Annotated in this window: 20 protein-coding genes; 9 read left to right on the top strand and 11 right to left on the bottom strand. The window is 69.3% G+C overall.

Going from position 1 to position 15,902, the window contains the following annotated elements; genetic code table 11:
- Window positions 1–46: 46 nt before the first annotated feature.
- From DIE16_RS03880 to DIE16_RS03870, 3 genes are all read right to left on the bottom strand, one after another.
- The gene (locus tag DIE16_RS03880) at window positions 47–358 is read right to left on the bottom strand and encodes a hypothetical protein (protein ID WP_044843383.1); all 312 of its coding nucleotides are present in this window, start codon (window positions 356–358) and stop codon (window positions 47–49) included.
- A complete protein-coding gene (locus DIE16_RS36980; protein ID WP_260434332.1) occupies window positions 355–711 on the bottom strand; it encodes a hypothetical protein in 357 nt (118 codons plus the stop codon). The genes DIE16_RS03880 and DIE16_RS36980 overlap by 4 nt, the downstream gene beginning before the upstream one ends.
- A gap of 234 nt (window positions 712–945) precedes the next feature.
- Complete coding sequence (locus DIE16_RS03870; protein ID WP_044843382.1) at window positions 946–1,251, bottom strand: hypothetical protein; 306 nt, start codon at window positions 1,249–1,251, stop codon at window positions 946–948.
- 185 nt (window positions 1,252–1,436) lie between these two features.
- On the opposite strand from DIE16_RS03870, the gene DIE16_RS03865 reads away from it, so the two are divergent.
- From DIE16_RS03865 to DIE16_RS03845, 5 genes are all read left to right on the top strand, one after another.
- Window positions 1,437–1,688 (top strand): hypothetical protein, encoded by a 252-nt coding sequence (locus DIE16_RS03865; protein WP_044843381.1) that lies wholly within the window; start codon window positions 1,437–1,439, stop codon window positions 1,686–1,688.
- Between the two features lie 120 nt (window positions 1,689–1,808).
- On the top strand, window positions 1,809–2,240 hold the full coding sequence (locus DIE16_RS03860; RefSeq protein WP_044843380.1) for a CBS domain-containing protein: 432 nt from the start codon (window positions 1,809–1,811) through the stop codon (window positions 2,238–2,240).
- Between the two features lie 91 nt (window positions 2,241–2,331).
- The gene (locus tag DIE16_RS03855) at window positions 2,332–2,808 is read left to right on the top strand and encodes a PRC-barrel domain-containing protein (protein WP_044843379.1); all 477 of its coding nucleotides are present in this window, start codon (window positions 2,332–2,334) and stop codon (window positions 2,806–2,808) included.
- Window positions 2,809–3,083: 275 nt separating this feature from the next.
- Window positions 3,084–4,379: an MFS transporter gene (locus DIE16_RS03850; RefSeq protein WP_124521708.1), complete on the top strand. Its 1,296-nt coding sequence runs from the start codon at window positions 3,084–3,086 to the stop codon at window positions 4,377–4,379.
- Window positions 4,380–4,435: 56 nt separating this feature from the next.
- Window positions 4,436–5,218, top strand: a complete 783-nt coding sequence (locus DIE16_RS03845; RefSeq protein WP_124666141.1) for a substrate-binding domain-containing protein — start codon at window positions 4,436–4,438, stop codon at window positions 5,216–5,218.
- A 24-nt stretch (window positions 5,219–5,242) separates the two neighbouring features.
- On the opposite strand, the gene dctA is transcribed toward DIE16_RS03845, so the two are convergent.
- The 3 genes from dctA to DIE16_RS03830 form a co-directional block, all read right to left on the bottom strand.
- Window positions 5,243–6,565 carry a C4-dicarboxylate transporter DctA gene (dctA, locus tag DIE16_RS03840; RefSeq protein WP_082088427.1) on the bottom strand — a complete coding sequence of 441 codons (1,323 nt, stop codon included), beginning with the start codon at window positions 6,563–6,565 and terminating at the stop codon, window positions 5,243–5,245.
- On the bottom strand, window positions 6,562–7,521 hold the full coding sequence (locus tag DIE16_RS03835; RefSeq protein WP_124485792.1) for a LysR family transcriptional regulator: 960 nt from the start codon (window positions 7,519–7,521) through the stop codon (window positions 6,562–6,564). The genes dctA and DIE16_RS03835 overlap by 4 nt, the downstream gene beginning before the upstream one ends.
- 89 nt (window positions 7,522–7,610) lie before the next feature.
- Window positions 7,611–8,504, bottom strand: a complete 894-nt coding sequence (locus DIE16_RS03830; RefSeq protein WP_124528740.1) for a LysR family transcriptional regulator — start codon at window positions 8,502–8,504, stop codon at window positions 7,611–7,613.
- A gap of 223 nt (window positions 8,505–8,727) precedes the next feature.
- On the opposite strand from DIE16_RS03830, the gene DIE16_RS03825 reads away from it, so the two are divergent.
- The 4 genes from DIE16_RS03825 to DIE16_RS03810 all read left to right on the top strand — a co-directional run bounded on the left by DIE16_RS03825 (window position 8,728) and on the right by DIE16_RS03810 (window position 12,521).
- Window positions 8,728–8,988 carry a DUF4148 domain-containing protein gene (locus DIE16_RS03825; RefSeq protein WP_124891838.1) on the top strand — a complete coding sequence of 87 codons (261 nt, stop codon included), beginning with the start codon at window positions 8,728–8,730 and terminating at the stop codon, window positions 8,986–8,988.
- 41 nt (window positions 8,989–9,029) lie between these two features.
- Window positions 9,030–10,235 carry an MFS transporter gene (locus DIE16_RS03820; RefSeq protein ID WP_124891837.1) on the top strand — a complete coding sequence of 402 codons (1,206 nt, stop codon included), beginning with the start codon at window positions 9,030–9,032 and terminating at the stop codon, window positions 10,233–10,235.
- A 325-nt stretch (window positions 10,236–10,560) separates the two neighbouring features.
- The gene (locus DIE16_RS03815; RefSeq protein WP_124891836.1) at window positions 10,561–11,220 is read left to right on the top strand and encodes a UdgX family uracil-DNA binding protein; all 660 of its coding nucleotides are present in this window, start codon (window positions 10,561–10,563) and stop codon (window positions 11,218–11,220) included.
- Entirely contained in the window at window positions 11,217–12,521 is a 1,305-nt protein-coding gene (locus DIE16_RS03810; RefSeq protein WP_124891835.1) for an NRAMP family divalent metal transporter, read from the top strand. Before DIE16_RS03815 ends, DIE16_RS03810 begins: the two co-directional genes overlap by 4 nt.
- A 131-nt stretch (window positions 12,522–12,652) precedes the next feature.
- Here the strand turns inward: DIE16_RS03810 and DIE16_RS03805 are convergent, their stop codons facing one another.
- The 5 genes from DIE16_RS03805 to DIE16_RS03785 all read right to left on the bottom strand — a co-directional run bounded on the left by DIE16_RS03805 (window position 12,653) and on the right by DIE16_RS03785 (window position 15,885).
- Window positions 12,653–13,264 carry a DUF892 family protein gene (locus DIE16_RS03805; protein ID WP_044843370.1) on the bottom strand — a complete coding sequence of 204 codons (612 nt, stop codon included), beginning with the start codon at window positions 13,262–13,264 and terminating at the stop codon, window positions 12,653–12,655.
- 59 nt (window positions 13,265–13,323) lie between these two features.
- Window positions 13,324–13,938 (bottom strand): DUF4142 domain-containing protein, encoded by a 615-nt coding sequence (locus DIE16_RS03800; protein ID WP_124666137.1) that lies wholly within the window; start codon window positions 13,936–13,938, stop codon window positions 13,324–13,326.
- A 28-nt stretch (window positions 13,939–13,966) separates the two neighbouring features.
- Entirely contained in the window at window positions 13,967–14,824 is an 858-nt protein-coding gene (locus DIE16_RS03795) for an SDR family oxidoreductase (protein WP_124891834.1), read from the bottom strand.
- A gap of 127 nt (window positions 14,825–14,951) precedes the next feature.
- The gene (locus DIE16_RS03790; RefSeq protein WP_124891833.1) at window positions 14,952–15,518 is read right to left on the bottom strand and encodes a hypothetical protein; all 567 of its coding nucleotides are present in this window, start codon (window positions 15,516–15,518) and stop codon (window positions 14,952–14,954) included.
- 67 nt (window positions 15,519–15,585) lie between these two features.
- Window positions 15,586–15,885 carry a DUF2795 domain-containing protein gene (locus tag DIE16_RS03785; protein ID WP_124891832.1) on the bottom strand — a complete coding sequence of 100 codons (300 nt, stop codon included), beginning with the start codon at window positions 15,883–15,885 and terminating at the stop codon, window positions 15,586–15,588.
- Between the last annotated feature and the right edge of the window lie 17 nt (window positions 15,886–15,902).

The raw sequence follows: 15,902 nt of genomic DNA, 5'->3' as shown, positions 1-15,902 counted from the left end.
CCGTGAAGTGCGGTGCGCGGCACCGGGCCGGCCGTGACGGCACGGCTCAGAGCCGGTTGAAATGGAAATCGCCCGCATACGCGTTCGGTGCGCGACGGGCCATCATCGTGTCGAATTCGGCCGCGACGCGCATCAGTGCGCCGCGTTGCCGCTCGATACCGGCCTGCTCAAGCGCCGCGAACGCGTCGGCGTCGAAGGTCACGGTCAGCGACGCCGGATGACCGTCGACGCGAAAGCCGAAATGCAGCGCGCCGGCCGGCTGCTCCTCGGCATGGAACGGCATCGCGCGCGCCTCGAAATGACGGCCGAGCGTCTCGGCCACGTCGCGCAGCATGCCGGGTTTCACGCTGATGCTCATCGTGGGCTCTCCGTGGGTGGGATGGACGCAATCGGCGGCCCGCCGGTCGACGGCGTGTGGACCGGCGGCGCGTGAATGGGCCGCACATGAATCGGCAGCGCGTGAATCGGCCGCACAGGAATCGGCGGCGCAGGAACCGGCAGCCCGTGGTTCGGCCGCGCGTGAATCGGCGGCGCCCGCGTCGGCGGCTCGCGCTCCGGCGGCGGATGCCCGGGCGGGTCGCCTTCCGGATCCTGATAAGGTTCCGGCGTGCCGGGCGGCAAGTCATCCGGCGCGGGCGGCTCGGGGTCCGGTTCGACGTCGGGTATCGGCGGTTCGGGCCGGTGCAGCGACTGGGCGGGGTCTCGGTTCATCGGGGGGCATTCGATCGTTGCGTCGTCCTCGCGGGGCCTGATCGATTGGCGCGGCGTGCGCCGCCCGATCGTCCACGAAAGGCAGGGCCGCAAGCTGCGTGCCGTCTGCGTGCCGGCGTGCACGCCGCCTCGCACGCCGCCTTTCCGCGCGCCGGCGCGCGGTCGCGCGCGCCATCCCGCCGTACGCCGTGCCTTCGCTACACCGCGCGCTGCAATTCTTTCAAGGGCAGCGCGCTACGCGTCGTACGCGGCCATCACGAGCCACAGCTCGTGGTCGTCGTCGCGCACCCGCGCGGCGAGCGCATACGGATCGGCCGGCTCGCACGCGCGCTGCAGCGCGAACCGCGCCGGCTCGGTCGAGCCGAACGTCTCGTCGCCGAGCGGCCGCACGTCGGCCTTGCCTTCGAACATCCGGCGATCCGGCCGGTAGATCAGCGGCTCCTGTTTCCACGCGCTGAAATGGCTCTTCACCGACTCGAACCCGCCGCCGCATACGTTGATCTCATAGCGCACCCCTGGCCGCCGTTTGGGAATCGTCATCGTGCCTCCCGCTTGATTTGCGTGTGTGTGTGCGGAGCATTGCACCGCGCGTTGTGGCCGGCATCCCGCGTCGTCGTCCTGCGTGGTCATCCATCGAAGAAGCGGCAAGTCCCGTGCCGCGCGGTCGCGACGGGCACGGCCGTTGCGCGATCACCGCGTCATCGTCACCGCCTCGGAGCCCAGCTATGAAGGAATCGACCCGAACCGGCCGCGACGCGCCGCACCAACCGCAGCGCGATCCGTCGCCGCCGTTGAAGAACCAGGATCAAACGAAGACGCGCCACTCGGAGCGCCATATCGACAAGCAGCTCGAGGACACGTTCCCCGCGAGCGATCCGCCCGCGACCGGCGGCGTCACGCGCATCGAGCCCGACACGCCGCCGGGCACGCACGACGACGGCCCGTGGCAGGACCCCGCCCGACGCCGCGACGAATGACGGCCGGCACTCGACGGACACCGCTGCCGAACGGCACGCCGCTTGCTGCCCGCTTGTTGCCCCGTACGGCCCGGACTCGCCGACTCACACGGCCCGGACTCAACCCGCAAGGAGGACTTCATGCAACGCGTCAACGAAATCATGTCGCAGGACGTCGTGCGCATCGCGCCGACCGACTCGATCCGTCATGCGGCGCAATTGATGGAGCGCTATGACATCGGCGCGCTGCCCGTATGTGACAACAACCGGCTGATCGGCATGGTCACGGACCGCGATCTCGCGGTGCGCGCGATCTCGGCCGGCAAGCCGCCGGAAACGCGGATCCACGAAGTCGCGTCGGGTCCGATCGAATGGTGTTTCGAGGACGATTCGCTGGAAGAGATCCAGCACTACATGGCCGACGCGCAACTGCGCCGCCTGCCCGTCGTCGATCACGACAAGCGGCTCGTCGGCATGCTGTCGCTCGCGGACATCGCGACGCGCACGGCCGGCCCCGCACGCGACGACGTCGCGAACACGCTCGAAGGCGTGTCGCAACCGAAGCAGACGTGACGGGGCCATTCGCGCCCCGCCCCGACTACCCGCGCGACCCGCAGGGCCCATCCCGGGCACGGTCGCGCTCCACGCAGCCAGGAGGACAACCATGCAGACTCAAGGACAGACCCGCATCGTCGGCAAGGGGGCCGCAACCGCGGCCGGGCCCGGCCCGGACGTGATGGCAGCCGACACGCTGGAAGGCGACAAGGTCTATACGACCGATGGCGACGACGTCGGCAAGATCAAGGACATCATGCTCGATGTGCGCTCGGGCCGCGTCGCGTACGCCGTGCTGTCGAGCGGCGGCCTGCTCGGCATCGGCGACAAGCTGCTTGCGATTCCGTGGAGCGCGCTCACGCTCGATACCGAGCGCAAGTGTTTCCTGCTGTCGGTCTCATCCGAGCGAATCCGCAACGCGCCGGGCTTCGACAAGGATCACTGGCCGGCGATGGCCGACCCGCAATGGGCCGAGCCGCTGCACGAGTACTACGGCAGCACGCCGTACTGGAGCGCGGGCGACGAGCTCGGGCTGACCGATCCGACCGAGGACCTGAACGATCCGCGCGCGCGCGACCAGCATTGATCGCTCTCGATTTGCCGGTGTATTAGCCGACGTGCCCCGCGAAAGCGGGGCTTTTTTTGGGCTTTCTTCGTGACGGATCGCCGGGCCGGCCCGGTCCCGTGAAGCCGGCGTCGCAGGCCGCCGGCCGGGCGTACGGCGCGCCGCACGATTGATAACCAAACAACATCAATCCTTCCAAAATTCGCACTTAACGTTTCCCCGTCTCCGGGCGAACATTGCCAAAACGACAATCGGTCGCGCCCCGCGCCATTCCCGCATTCTCTGGAGACACCCTGATGCACCCCTCGCCCAGCCTTTCGACCGGACGTTCGAAGGCCGCCGCGGTATTCCGCGTGACGGCCGGCAACTTCCTCGAGCAGTTCGACTTCTTCCTGTTCGGCTTCTACGCGACGCAGATCGCCGCCGTGTTCTTTCCCACCGCGAACGAGTTCGCCTCGCTGATGATGACCTTCGCGGTCTTCGGCGCCGGCTTCCTGATGCGGCCGCTGGGCGCGATCGTGCTGGGCGCGTACATCGACGACGTCGGCCGTCGCAAGGGCCTGATCGTCACGCTCGCGATCATGGCGAGCGGCACCATCCTGATCGCGTTCGTCCCCGGTTATGCGACGATCGGCCTGCTCGCGCCCGCGCTCGTGCTGATCGGGCGACTGCTGCAGGGCTTTTCGGCAGGCGCGGAACTGGGCGGCGTGTCGGTCTACCTCGCCGAAATGGCCACGCCCGGCCGCAAGGGCTTCTTCACGAGCTGGCAGTCGGCCAGCCAGCAGGTCGCGATCGTCGTCGCGGCCGGCCTCGGCTTCGCGCTCAATCAATGGCTGAGCGCATCGGCGATCGCCGCGTGGGGATGGCGCGTGCCGTTCTTCGTCGGCTGCATGATCGTGCCGTTCATCTTCATGCTGCGCCGCAACCTCGAGGAAACGCAGGAGTTCAAGGCGCGCCGGCACCGCCCGAGCATGAAGGAAGTGTTCGGCACGCTGGCTCACAACTGGGGTGTCGTGGTCGCCGGCATGATGCTGGTCGCGATGACGACCACGAGCTTCTACCTGATCACCGTCTACGCGCCGACGTTCGGCAAGACGGTCCTGCACCTGAGCACCGCGGACAGCCTGCTCGTCACGCTGTGCGTCGGCGTGTCGAACTTCGTGTGGCTGCCGATCGGCGGCGCGCTGTCCGATCGCATCGGCCGCCGGCCGCTGCTGGTCGGCATGACGCTGCTCGCGATCGCCACCGCGTACCCCGCGCTGTCGCTGCTCGCGCATGCGCCGTCGTTCATCAACATGCTGCTCGTGCTGCTGTGGCTGTCGTTCATGTACGGGATCTACAACGGCGCGATGGTCGTCGCGCTGACGGAAGTGATGCCCGTCGAGGTGCGCGTGGCTGGCTTCTCGCTCGCCTACAGCCTCGCGACGGCCGTGTTCGGCGGCTTCACGCCTGCCATCTCCACGGCGCTGATTCACATGACGGGCGACAAGGCCGCACCCGGTTACTGGATGAGCCTCGCCGCGGTGTGCGCGCTGCTCGCGACGTTCGTACTCTATCGCCGCCACCCGGCGACGCTGACACCGGCGCACTGACGCCGCATTCCGAACCCCTGCCCCGACTTCGCACGACCCAGGCCACGACCACGACCATGAAGAATCTGCTCCTGAAACTGTGCGCGACCGCACTCGTCGCCACCTCCGCAATCGCCGCGAACGTGCAGGCCGCCGAGCTGCACGTGATGAGCTCGGGCGGCTTCACCGCCGCCTACAAGCGGCTCGGCCCGCAGTTCGCGGCCCGCACGGGCAACACGCTCGACACCGCGCTCGGCCCGTCGATGGGCAAGTCGCCCGAAGCGATTCCGAACCGGCTGGCGCGCGGCGAGCCGGCCGACGCGGTGATCATGGTCGGCTACGCGCTCGACGACCTGATCAAGCAAGGCAAGGTGATCCCCGGATCGCGCGTCGAGCTGGCCGATTCGCGGATCGGCATGGTCGTGCGCGACGGCGCGGCGAAACCCGACATCAGCTCGGCCGACGGCCTCAGGGAAGCGCTGCTGCATGCGAAGTCGATCGCCTACTCGGACAGCGCGAGCGGCGTCTACATCGAGCGGGAATTGTTCAAGAAGCTCGGCATCGAAGACCAGGTGAAATCGAAGGCGAAGATGATCCCGCGGATCCCGGTCGCCTCCGTGGTCGCGAACGGCGACTACGAAATCGGCTTTCAGCAGGTGAGCGAACTGCTGCCCGTGAAGGGCGCGACCTTCGTCGGCAAGATTCCCGAAGCGCTGCAGTCCGTCACGCGCTTCGCGGCCGGCATCCCGGTCGGCGCGCAGCATCCGGAGGAAGCGAAGGCGCTCCTCGACTATCTCGCGTCGCCCGACGTGCAGGCGGAAGTCAAATCGACCGGGCTGGATTCCGTCTCCGCGCATTGAGCCCGCAAGCCGGGAAGGCGCGCGTCAGACCGCCTTCCCGTCGCGCCCGGCGCCGGCCCCGGCATCGTCGGCGCCATTCGGGCCTTCCGGCCCGGCCGCGTTCAGCACCCGCACGAGACGCGCACGATCGCACGCCCCTTCCCACGACGATACGAAGATCACCGCGCACGCATTGCTGATCACGCTCGTCAGCGCACGCGCCTCGGACATGAAGCGATCGATGCCGACCAGCAGCGCGACCCCGGCAACCGGCAGGTCGGGCATCACGGCAAGCGTCGCGACGAGCGCCACGAGCCCGCTGCCGGACACGCCGGCCGCGCCCTTCGACGTCAGCAGCATGACGGCCAGCATCGCCGCGATCTGCGGCGCGGACAGCGGCACGTCGCACGCCTGCGCAATGAACAATGCCGCGAGCGTCAGATAGATCGCGGTGCCGTCCAGGTTGAACGAATAGCCGGCCGGCAACACGAGCCCCACCACGCCCTTGTCGCAACCGAGCGACTCCAGCTTGACGATCAGCCGCGGCAATACCGGCTCCGTCGACGAGGTCGCGAGGACGATCAGCAGCTCCTCGCGCAGGTAGCGCAGCAGCCGCCACAACGCGAATCCGTGCAACCGCGCGAGCGGTGCGAGCACCAGCGCGACGAACAGCCCGCAGGCCATGTAGAACGACATCATCAGCCGCGCGAGCGAGCCGACCGAGCCGATGCCGAAGCGGCCCACCGTGAAGGCCATCGCGCCGAATGCGCCGAGCGGGGCGAGCCGCATGATCATCGCCAGCACGCGAAAGACGATCTGCGCGACGCCGTCGATCAGCGCCAGCACGGGCCGGCCCGCCTGCGGAGCCGCATTGAGCGAAAAGCCGAACAGCAGCGCCAGCAGCAGCACCGGCAGCACCTCGCCCTGCTGGAACGCGCCGAGCATCGTGTCCGGGATCACGCTCAACGCAAACTCGACCAAGCCGCGCGGCGGCGCATGCCGCGTATAGGGCGCAAGGACGCTCGCGTCGAGATGGCGCACGTCCACGTGCATGCCGGCGCCCGGCTGCAGCACGAACGCGGCGACGAGCCCGAAGGCGAGCGCTGCGGCGGTCAGCAGATAGAACAGCACCAGCGCGCGGACGATCGTGCGCCCGATGGCCGTTCCGTTCGCCAGCGACGTGATGCCCGACACGATCGTGCAGAACACGACCGGCGCGATCATCATCCGCACGAGGCCGACGAAGGCATCGCCGAGCGGCTTGAGCATCGCGCCCGCCGACGGCCAGAAATGGCCGACGCTCACGCCGAGCACCATCGCCAGCAGAACCTGCACGTAGAGCGAACGAAGCGGTCTTGCCAGCGTCACGATGCGGTCTTGCCCGATGTTCCGGCCGTATTCGCCGTATGCGCCACCTGTTTCGATCCATCGCCGCGCTTCGCATCGACGACCGCCTGGTGGAACGCTTCCGCGGCCGGTGTGAGCGGGCGTCCGCGCCGTTTCACGATGCCCACGCGGCGCTTGACCGCCGGCTCGACGAGCGGCACGCTCGTGAGCAGCGGATGGTCGTGCCCGGGCATCGCCATCGACGGTACCGCGGCGACGCCGAGCCCTGCCTCGACCAGCCCGAGCATGGTCGTCACGTGGCGCGTCTCGCACACGCTCGGCGCCCGCGGCGCGACGCTCGTCAGCGCCTGGTCGAGCAACAGGCGGTTGCCGGACGTCTTGTCCACCGACACGTACTCGTACTCGTAAAGCTCGTTCCAGGTCACGCGCTTCTTGCGCGCGAGCGGATGGTCGCGCCGGCACGCGGCGACGAACCGCTCCTGCAGCAGCAGCTTGAATTCGACCTCGGGCTCCTGGCTGCCCATGAAGCTCACGCCGAAATCGGCCTCGCCGCTGATGACGGCGCTCAGCACCTCGTTCGCGCTCGCGTCCAGCAGCTTGACCCGAATGCGCGGAAAGCGGCGGTGATAGCTTGCGATCACGTTCGGCAGAAAGTAGTAGGCGACCGACGGCACGCACGCGATCGTCACGTGACCGAGCCGGCTCGACGAAACGTCGCGGATGCCGAGCAGCGCGACGTCGAGATCGTCCAGCAACTGCTCGGCGCTCGGCGCGAACACGCGGCCGACGGTGGTCAGCGAGACGCTGCGCGTGGTGCGCTCGAACAGACGCACGCCGAGCGCTTCCTCCAGTTTGTCGATCCGGCGGCTCAACGCGGGCTGCGAAATGCTGATCGCCTCGGCGGCCTTCCGGAAGCTGCCCAGCTCCACCACCGCGCGAAACGCCTGCAAATCGGTCAAATCGAAGTTGATTCCCACGGGCCGTGTCTCCACATCTCGAATGCCCGGTATTTTGCATGATTCGGGCAGCCACACCCAGCCCGGAGATGCCCGGCTCCGCCGCCCCGCTACGCGCGATGCCGCAACGCATCGATCACGATCGAAAACGCGCGCGACGCCTGGCGGCGGCTCGGGTAGTACGCGTGATAGCCGGGAAAGACCGGGCACCAGTCCGGCATCACGATGCGCAGCCTGCCGGCGTGCACGTGGTCGAGCACGATGTCCTCGGTGACGAACGCGATGCCGAATCCGTCGAGCGCCGCCTGCAGCATCTGCGGCTGCGTGTTGCAGGTGATCCGCCCATTCACGCGCGCCTGGATCTCGTTCCTGCCCTTCTTCAGCTCCCATGCGTAGATGCCCTTCGCGGTCGCGAGCCGCAGCGTCACGCAATCGTGATCGAGCAGGTCCTGCGGCGTCTTCGGCGGCTTGCGGCCGTCGAAATAGGCCGGCGACGCAACCATCGCCATCCGGATGTCCGGGCTGATGCGCACCGCGATCATGTCCTTCGCGACCTGGTTGCCGTAGCGCACGCCGATGTCGTAGCGCTCCTCGACGATGTTCGACAGCCCGTAGTCGACCGAGAACTCGACGCGGATGTCGGGGTAGTCGGGCAGCACCTTCCTGAGCTTCGGCCAGATGATCGTGTCGATCGGATGCTCGGTGGCCGTGATCCGCACGACGCCGGCCGGCTTGTCGCGGAAATCGGCCACCGCGGCGAGCTTCGTTTCGATCTCGTCGATGCGCGGCGCGACGGTCCGGAACAGTTCCTCGCCCGCTTCGGTCGTCGCCACGCTGCGCGTCGTGCGCGTCAGCAGCCGCACGCCGAGCCGCGCTTCGAAATCGCGCACCGTCTGGCTCAGCGCCGATTGCGACACACCGAGGCGCGCCGCCGCGCGCGTGAAGCTCCGGTCGCGCGCCACAGCGAGAAACGCCAGCAGATCGTTGAGGTTTTCGCGCGGCATATCGGGCGGCTCCTGTCGAAACGGACGCCCATCCTAGCACCGACGCCGCCGCGCGCCACCCGGTATGGCCTCAGTCGATTCATTAGACTGACTTATAAGTCCAAGCGCGCCGCGCTACTTAATCGATCGATCGTGGGTCGATAGACTGCGAAGCCTTCGGGTCCCCGTGCGGCCGTAGCCGACTTTGGGGATCTCCCCTGCATTCCTTTCCGGAGTCCGTCTCGTGAAATCCACTCTTCTCCTCCTCGTCGCCGCACTCGCCGTGTCCGGCCCGTGGTTCGCCCATGCGCAAGGCTTGACGCGCGAGCAGGTGCGCGAGGACATGATTCGCTACGAAGCCGCCGGCTTCAATCCGGCACGCGCGAATCCGCGCACGTGGGTGGACGATGCCCAGGCCGCGTCCGTACGCGTCATGGCCGCGCACGATGCCGGCGCCCGCACGCATCTGGCCGATCGCGGCGCGGCCGCCGCGCGCTGCGACTGACCGACGCCGCCCCTTCGCCCACGATCCGCACCGCTTCGACGATGCAAGCCGTTGCCACTTCCGACCGGCGCCCCGCGCCCGTTCAAACCGCCGCATGGGGCGCCGTCCTCGCGATGGCGCTCGGCGCGTTCGCGCTCGTCGCGTCCGAATTCATGCCGGTCAGCCTGCTGACGCCGATCGCCACGGACCTGCACGTCAGCGAAGGCCAGGCGGGCCAGGCCATTTCCGTGTCCGGCGCCTTCGCGCTCGTGACGAGCCTGTTCATCGCGTCGCTGGCCGGGCGGCGCGATCGCAAGCGGCTGCTGCTCGTGCTGACGCTGCTGACGATCGTCTCCGGCACGATCGTTGCGTTCGCACCGAATTACGTTGCCTTCATCGCGGGGCGCGCACTGATCGGTGTTGCGATCGGCGGGTTCTGGTCGATGTCGGCCGCGACCGCGATGCGGCTGGTGCCCGATGCCCAGGTGCCGCGCGCGCTGGCGATCGTGAACGGCGGCAACGCGCTCGCGACCGTCGTCGCGGCGCCGCTCGGCAGCTTTCTCGGCGGCATCGTCGGCTGGCGCTGGGCATTCTTCTGCGTCGTGCCGGTCGCGGCGCTCGCGTTCGGCTGGAAACTCGTCAGCCTGCCGCCGATGAAAGCCGCATCGCACGCGGCGCCCGCCAATGCGCTCGCACTGCTCGGCCGCGTGCCGGTCGCGCTCGGCATGGCGGCCGTCAGCCTGCTGTTCATGGGACAGTTCGCGCTGTTCACGTACCTGCGGCCGTTCCTCGAAACGGTGACGCACGTCGGCAATGCCACGCTGTCGCTGATGCTGCTCGCGATCGGCATGGCCGGGGTCGCGGGGACGATCCTGATCGGTGCGTGCCTGAAGAACGGGCTGTATCGCACGCTCGGCGTCACCCCGCTGCTGATGGCCGCGATCGCCGTCGCGCTCGTGTGGTGCGGCGCGTCGACCGCCGCCACCGCGGGCCTGCTTGCCCTGTGGGGACTGACCGGCACGGCCGCGCCCGTCGGCTGGTGGACGTGGCTCGCGCGCACGCTGCCGCATGACGCGGAAGCCGCCGGCGGGCTGATGGTCGCGGTCGTGCAGTTCGCGATCGCGCTCGGCGCGACGACAGGCGGCCTGCTGTACGACCTGCACGGCTATCGCGCGACCTTCGCGATGAGTGCGGCGCTGCTCGTTTGCGCCGGCGTGGCGGCGTTCGCGGCGGGACGCGCCGCCGCTGCGCGCACGGCAGGCGGCTGAGCACCGCACGACGGCGCTCTAGGCCGCTCCGGGCCGCTCGATGCCGTTTTGCAAGTCGTACCGTGCAAGGCGGCTGGAGCATCGCCGGGGGCTGCTTGGATCCCCTGTCCCCCGCCATCACCGGACGCGGTTCCGACACACGACGCGTCCATCGCGACCGCACGCGGCATGCCGGTTGCTGCATCTCGTCGATATCGTCGATACGGGAGCCGCCGATGCACACACTGCCGATGTTCCGCCCCGGCAACGCCTTCGATCGGCCTGTCGCGCGCGCCCGAGCATGCCGCTTCGCGCGCGCGGCGTCGGCCTGCACCGGAGGACTGGCATGAAGCGCGACGCGAGCACGAAACCGGCGGCGGTCCCGGCCGCCGCCGACACACCGGCCACGCTCGACGCATGCCGCCGCTGCGGGCTGTGGGAACATGCGACCCAGCCGGTGCCCGGCGCCGGGCCCGTCGACGCACGCATCATGCTGGTCGGCGAACAGCCGGGCGACCAGGAGGACCGCGCGGGCATCCCGTTCGTCGGCGCGGCGGGCCGCATGCTCGACCGCGCGCTCGACGAGGCCGGTATCGCACGCACGAGCGTCTACCTGACCAACGCGGTCAAGCACTTCAAATGGGAACCGCGCGGCAAGCGGCGGCTGCACAAGACGCCCGCGCAGCGCGAGGTCGCCGCCTGCCGCTACTGGCTCGAACGCGAGCTCGACGCGGTGAGCCCGCGCGTGATCGTCGCGCTCGGCGCGACGGCGCTGCGCGCGGTGCTGCAGGACAACGACGCGACGGTGGAGCGCACGCGCAAGCCGGTGCGCTCGCCGGACGGCTGTCTCGTCGTCGCGACCTATCACCCGTCCTACGTGCTGCGCACGCGCGGCGCCGATTCGCGCGAGCATGCGTACCGGACGCTCGTCGACGCGCTGCGCACCGCGTCGCGCCTCGCGCGCGGCAACGGCGGCGCGCACGAGGCATCGGGAGACGCGGAATGAGCAACCTGCGCGGCGGCGCGTCGCGCGACACCCCGGCCACCACCACCGCCGCGAAGCCCTGGTACCGTCGGCTCGGCCCCGGCCTGCTCGCGGGCGCGTCCGACGCCGATCCGAGCAACGTCGCCGTCTATGCGCAGGCCGGCAGCCAGTTCGGCTTCCACATGCTGTGGATGATCGTGATCACGCTGCCGATGATGGTGGCCGTGCAGCTCGCGGCGGCATTCATCGGGCGCGCCAACCGCGAAGGCCTCGTGGCCGGCATCCGCGAGCAGTTCTCCGTCCGCCTCGCCAAGGCCCTGATCGTCATGGTGGTGATCGTCAATGTCGTGAACGTCGGCGCCGACCTCGCCGCGATGGGTGATGCGACCGCGCTCGTCGCCGGCGGCCGCAGCTACTGGTATGCGCCCGTCTACGGCATCGCGTCGCTCGCGCTGCAGGTGCTGCTGTCCTACGAACGCTACGCGCGCTGGCTCAAATGGATGACGTTCGGCCTGCTCGCCTACGTGCTCGAACTCGGCTTCGTGCACATCGACTGGCGCGGCCTGCTGCACGCGATCGTCCTGCCGCACATCGCGTTCACGCACGACTATGCGACGACGGCGGTCGCGGTGCTCGGCACGACACTGAGCCCGTACCTGTTCGTATGGCAGGCCGCGCTCGAAGTCGAGGAAACCCAGGTCGAGCGCCGCAACGGCGACACCGCGTGCACGCCCGGCGCGCGCCGTGAAACCGGGCGGCGCATCACGTTCGACACCTGGACCGGGATGATCGTCACCAACGCGGTGTCGTTCTGCATCATGGTGATCGGCGCGGCGGTGTTCTTCTCGCACGGCAAGCACGACATCGGCTCCACCGCGCAGGCTGCCGAGGCGCTGCGCCCGATCGCCGGCGAGGCGGCATTCGTCGTGTTCGCGTTCGGCATCGTCGGCTGCGGGCTGCTCGCGATCCCCGCGTTCGCGGGCAGCGCCGCATACGGTTGCGCGGAGGCGTGGCGGTTCCGCGAAGGGCTGAACGAACCGGTGCGGCGCGCACCCGCGTTCTATGCGGTACTGGCCGGCTGCGTGGTCGTCGGCATCGCGATCTGCTTCAGCCCGGTCGATCCGATCAAGGCGTTGTACTGGAGCGCGGTGCTCAACGGCGTCGCGGCGGTGCCGATGCTGGTGCTCGTGATGCTGCTGTCGCAGCGGCGCGATTCGGCCGGCCAGCCGGGCAGCGGCATCGCGTCGAAGGTGTTCGGGTGGCTGGCGGTCGCGCTGATGGCGGCATCGGTGGTCGTGATGGCCGCGGACATGCTGAGCTGATCAGGACGGCATGGTTGCGCCTGCAACCGTTCACGCGTGACGGACGGCGTGGAAAGCGAACGCCCCTGAGGGTCGGGTGACAACCGGGCACGCCGCGCGAGCGGCGTCGCCCGGTTGCCCGACCGGCAGCGTCACATCATCTTGCCGCGCGACTTTTCGGCCCGCGCCGCATCGGCCGCCGACTCGACCTTCTTCACTTCTTCCGGCGGCGGCAGCACCGCCTTGAAGCCCATCGAGTCGATCCACATCTCGCGCGCCCAGCCGCGGGTGTGATACAGGTGATGGTCCTCGTCCGCCTCCACCTCGTCGTGCGCGGCCTTCAGCGCCTTCGCCGCGTCGCGATCGCGCAACTGGTCGGCCGCATAGCCGATCAGCTCCCAGTTCAGGTGGTCCTTCGTCTCGGCGAGCACCACGCACTCGGCCGCGACGATCTGCGCGACCGCCGGGTCGGCCTGCTTCTTCGCCTGCTCGATCACCTGGACGAGCGACTTGCCGGTTGCCGCCACGGCGGCGCGCCCCGGCGACTGCGTATCCGGATCGAGGCCGAGCGTGTCGAATACCTTGCGCAACACTTCCTGGTGATGCATCGTTTCGCGGTGGTACTTCTCCCATTCCTTGTGCAGGTCCTCGTCGGTCGCACACTTGAGCGCGGCCTCGTAGATCTTCGCGCCGCCGAGCTCGGTTTCGTATGCCTGGCACAGCAACGCCAGGATGCCTTCGTGCTTCGATTGCCGTTGGCCCATGACTGCTTCTCCGAAAAAACGGGCCGCCCGCGCGGCCCTGGGGTTGAACCGGGCACGCGTTACTGCGCGCCCACCTTGCGCTGAAGTGCTTCCGCCATGCTCAGGTGATGCCTGAGCGTCGGCAGCGCGGCGGTCGCGAACGCCCGCAGCTGCGCGTCCTGGCCGCCACGCGCCTCGTCTTCGAACAGCGCGACCGCCTTCTTGTGCGCGTCCGGGCCGGCCGCGGCCACATACGCCGTGTCGAAGTCGTGTCCGCTCTTGCCGCGCAACGCTTCGACGTCCGGGTCGTGGATCTGCTCGACCTGCGGCTTCATGCCCGCGCGCGCGGCGACCTCGTCGAGCTTCGCGTTCGCCTTGCCGTGGTCGGCCACCATGCGTTGCGCGAACGCGCGCACGTCCGGCGACCGCGCCTGCTTCAACGCGAGCTGGCTCGCCTGCACTTCGGCCTTGCCGGCCAGCGCGGCCTTGTCGACGAATTCCGCATCGCCGCGCTGCGGCGCCTTCGCGATGCCCGGATCGCCCGCGCCGGCGGCGCCCGACGACGGGTTGATCACGCCGCCCGGCACATGCGAATTCGACGCGGGCGGCTCGCTCGGCGCCTGTGCCTGCGCGAGCCCCGCCATGGCGAGTACGCCCGCGGCGAGCGCCGCGATCGTCCAGTTGGGTTGTTTCATGCGCTTTCTCCTGGTGTGGCGGGCATCGTCACCCGCCGACGATCGAGCCGCCGTTCGGATGCAAGGTCTGTCCCGTCATGTAGCTCGCGCCGTCCGACGCGAGCAGCACATAGCAGCCGATCAGCTCGTCCGGCTGCCCCGGCCGCTTGAGCGGCACGTTCGAGCCGAACGTCGCGACCTGTTCGGCGGTGAAGGTCGACGGGATCAGCGGCGTCCAGATCGGCCCCGGCGCGACGGCGTTCACGCGAATGTCGCGCTCGGCCAGCTCGATCGACAGCGAACGCGTGAACGCGACGATCGCGCCCTTGGTCGCCGAGTAGTCGGGCAGCTTCGGGCTGCCGTGATATGCGGTCACCGACGCGGTGTTGACGATGCGCCCGCCCGCTTTCATGTGCGGCAGCGCGGCCTGAGTGCAGAAAAACATGCCGTACACGTTCGTGCGGAACGTGCGCTCGAGCTGCTCCTCGGTCACGTCCTCGATGCCCGGCTGCGGGTGCTGTTCGCCCGCGTTGTTGACCAGCACGTCGAGGCGCCCCAGCCGCTCGACCGTGCGCGCGACGGCGTCGCGCGCCTGCCGGCGGTCGCCGACGTCGCAAGCGATGGCCTCGCAGCGCCGCCCCGCCTCCTCGATCAGGCGCTTCGTGTGCGCGGCATCGTCGGATTCGTTCAGGTAGACGATCGCGACGTCCGCGCCCTCCTTCGCGAAACCGATCGCGATCGCGCGGCCGATCCCGCTGTCGCCGCCCGTCACGAGCGCGACCTTGCCGGCGAGCCTGCCGCTGCCGACGTAGTCGGCCGCCTCGTCGCGCGGCTTCGGATGCATGTCCCGCTCGGTGCCCGGCTGCCGGGCCTGTTCCTGGGGTGGCAGGGTCTTTGCCGTCGTCATGGGTTCCTCCTTGAACGAGTGTCGGCGAGACGTCGCAAGCGGCATGCCGCGCGGCGGCCCGGCCCGGTGCACGTGCGATGCCCGCGCGCCGCACGCCGCGTTGCAAGCGCGTGCAGAAACGGCATGCTCAGCGCGGCGTGCCCTGCGTCGTGCCGTCCGGCCGGCGCACCGGATCGAAGTCGCGCCATTCGCCGTCCTGCCAGTCGCCTTCGACACGTTCGATCGCTTGCGCACCGGTCGCACGCAGCACGTCTTCCGCGGTGGCCGCGGTCGTCGACGTCACGCGCGCGGCCAGGATCACGCCGGTTTCGGTCTTCGCGAGCGCGCCCTTGCCTTCGGCCTGCTCGCCGCGCATCCGGCCGAGCGCGCCGCCGAACGCACCGAGATAGGCACCGGTGAGCGCACCGGCGGCCGGCACGAACCAGTAGCGCACGCCGAACGCATAGACGATCAGCCCGACGATCGCGCCGATCAGCAGCCCGCGCAGCGCGCCGACCAGCGCGCCGCGGCCGCCGGGCTTCGCAGCCGTATCGGCATACACGTCGCCGCCGATCGGAAAGCGCGCGTGCTGGCCGCCCGGGTTCAGGAAAAAGATCGACACGTCGTCCGGGCCGAACGCGCGCTCGTAAAGGTGGCGCGCCCCACCTTCCGCTTCATCGAACGTCGTGAAGCGGCCTGCGACGATCATCGCCATGGTCGTGCTCCTCGTGGCCGTAGGGTGCCGCACACGCGAGCGCGGGCGCGACGCGACGCGGGGGCGCTCACATCAGCCGCCCGAGCTCCTTGGATACCGATGCCGGCGTGCCGTATTCGCGATCGGGGATCTGCCTGAGCATGTCGAGTACGCGCGGGTCGGCATGCGAGCGCTCCGCGCACTGGACCACCTCCGCCTTGCTCGCCGGATAGTCCATCCCCTTCAGCGCCTTCTGCACGTCGACCGGGCTCGGCGCCTTGCCGTGCCCGCTCTGGTGGCCGCCCTTGTCGTGATCCTGCTGCTCGCGCTCGCCTTCATGCGCGCGCGCGTGGCTGTATTCGTGGCCCGTATGTTGTCGGGATGACATGGAAACCTCCTTCGAAT

Source organism: Burkholderia sp. Bp9090 (assembly GCF_003857985.1).
Classification (GTDB): Bacteria; Pseudomonadota; Gammaproteobacteria; order Burkholderiales; family Burkholderiaceae; genus Burkholderia.
This window is presented reverse-complemented; position numbering and strand designations above follow the sequence as displayed.

Excerpts from the sequence above, each read along its gene's own strand:
- DIE16_RS03795 (WP_124891834.1), bottom strand. The coding sequence starts at position 14,824 with ATGACGACGGCAAAGACCCTGCCACCCCAGGAACAGGCCCGGCAGCCG.
- DIE16_RS03880 (WP_044843383.1), bottom strand. The coding sequence starts at position 358 with ATGAGCATCAGCGTGAAACCCGGCATGCTGCGCGACGTGGCCGAGACG.
- DIE16_RS03820 (WP_124891837.1), top strand. The coding sequence starts at position 9,030 with ATGCAAGCCGTTGCCACTTCCGACCGGCGCCCCGCGCCCGTTCAAACC.
- DIE16_RS03855 (WP_044843379.1), top strand. The coding sequence starts at position 2,332 with ATGCAGACTCAAGGACAGACCCGCATCGTCGGCAAGGGGGCCGCAACC.
- DIE16_RS03805 (WP_044843370.1), bottom strand. The coding sequence starts at position 13,264 with ATGGGCCAACGGCAATCGAAGCACGAAGGCATCCTGGCGTTGCTGTGC.
- DIE16_RS03845 (WP_124666141.1), top strand. The coding sequence starts at position 4,436 with ATGAAGAATCTGCTCCTGAAACTGTGCGCGACCGCACTCGTCGCCACC.
- DIE16_RS03860 (WP_044843380.1), top strand. The coding sequence starts at position 1,809 with ATGCAACGCGTCAACGAAATCATGTCGCAGGACGTCGTGCGCATCGCG.
- DIE16_RS36980 (WP_260434332.1), bottom strand. The coding sequence starts at position 711 with ATGAACCGAGACCCCGCCCAGTCGCTGCACCGGCCCGAACCGCCGATA.
- DIE16_RS03870 (WP_044843382.1), bottom strand. The coding sequence starts at position 1,251 with ATGACGATTCCCAAACGGCGGCCAGGGGTGCGCTATGAGATCAACGTA.
- DIE16_RS03865 (WP_044843381.1), top strand. The coding sequence starts at position 1,437 with ATGAAGGAATCGACCCGAACCGGCCGCGACGCGCCGCACCAACCGCAG.
- DIE16_RS03810 (WP_124891835.1), top strand. The coding sequence starts at position 11,217 with ATGAGCAACCTGCGCGGCGGCGCGTCGCGCGACACCCCGGCCACCACC.
- DIE16_RS03850 (WP_124521708.1), top strand. The coding sequence starts at position 3,084 with ATGCACCCCTCGCCCAGCCTTTCGACCGGACGTTCGAAGGCCGCCGCG.
- DIE16_RS03785 (WP_124891832.1), bottom strand. The coding sequence starts at position 15,885 with ATGTCATCCCGACAACATACGGGCCACGAATACAGCCACGCGCGCGCG.
- DIE16_RS03800 (WP_124666137.1), bottom strand. The coding sequence starts at position 13,938 with ATGAAACAACCCAACTGGACGATCGCGGCGCTCGCCGCGGGCGTACTC.
- DIE16_RS03790 (WP_124891833.1), bottom strand. The coding sequence starts at position 15,518 with ATGGCGATGATCGTCGCAGGCCGCTTCACGACGTTCGATGAAGCGGAA.
- DIE16_RS03815 (WP_124891836.1), top strand. The coding sequence starts at position 10,561 with ATGAAGCGCGACGCGAGCACGAAACCGGCGGCGGTCCCGGCCGCCGCC.
- DIE16_RS03830 (WP_124528740.1), bottom strand. The coding sequence starts at position 8,504 with ATGCCGCGCGAAAACCTCAACGATCTGCTGGCGTTTCTCGCTGTGGCG.